1 tRNA gene is annotated in these 284 nt (G+C 46.1%); it reads left to right on the top strand.

Annotated features, from left to right (window positions below):
• Nucleotides 1-121: 121 nt before the first annotated feature.
• Nucleotides 122-207 (top strand) — tRNA-Leu (locus tag C9J34_RS21620).
• Nucleotides 208-284 lie beyond the last annotated feature (77 nt).

Genomic DNA, 284 nt, shown 5'->3' on the forward strand with positions numbered 1-284 from the left:
AGCATCTGACTTTTAATCAGAGGGTCGAAGGTTCGAGTCCTTCATGGCTCACCATTTTCAACTTACTTTATAATTAAAAGAAGTAATAAAGGTTTTTGTTAACCTAAATAGAAAGTTGAACGCGGTCGTGGCGGAATGGCAGACGCGCTAGGTTGAGGGCCTAGTGGGGGCAACCCCGTGGAGGTTCAAGTCCTCTCGGCCGCACCAAATAGTAATTCATATAATATAGCGCGCCCGTAGCTCAATTGGATAGAGCGTCTGACTACGGATCAGAAGGTTATGGG

Source organism: Metasolibacillus meyeri (assembly GCF_003049505.1).
GTDB lineage: Bacteria > Bacillota > Bacilli > Bacillales_A > Planococcaceae > Metasolibacillus > Metasolibacillus meyeri.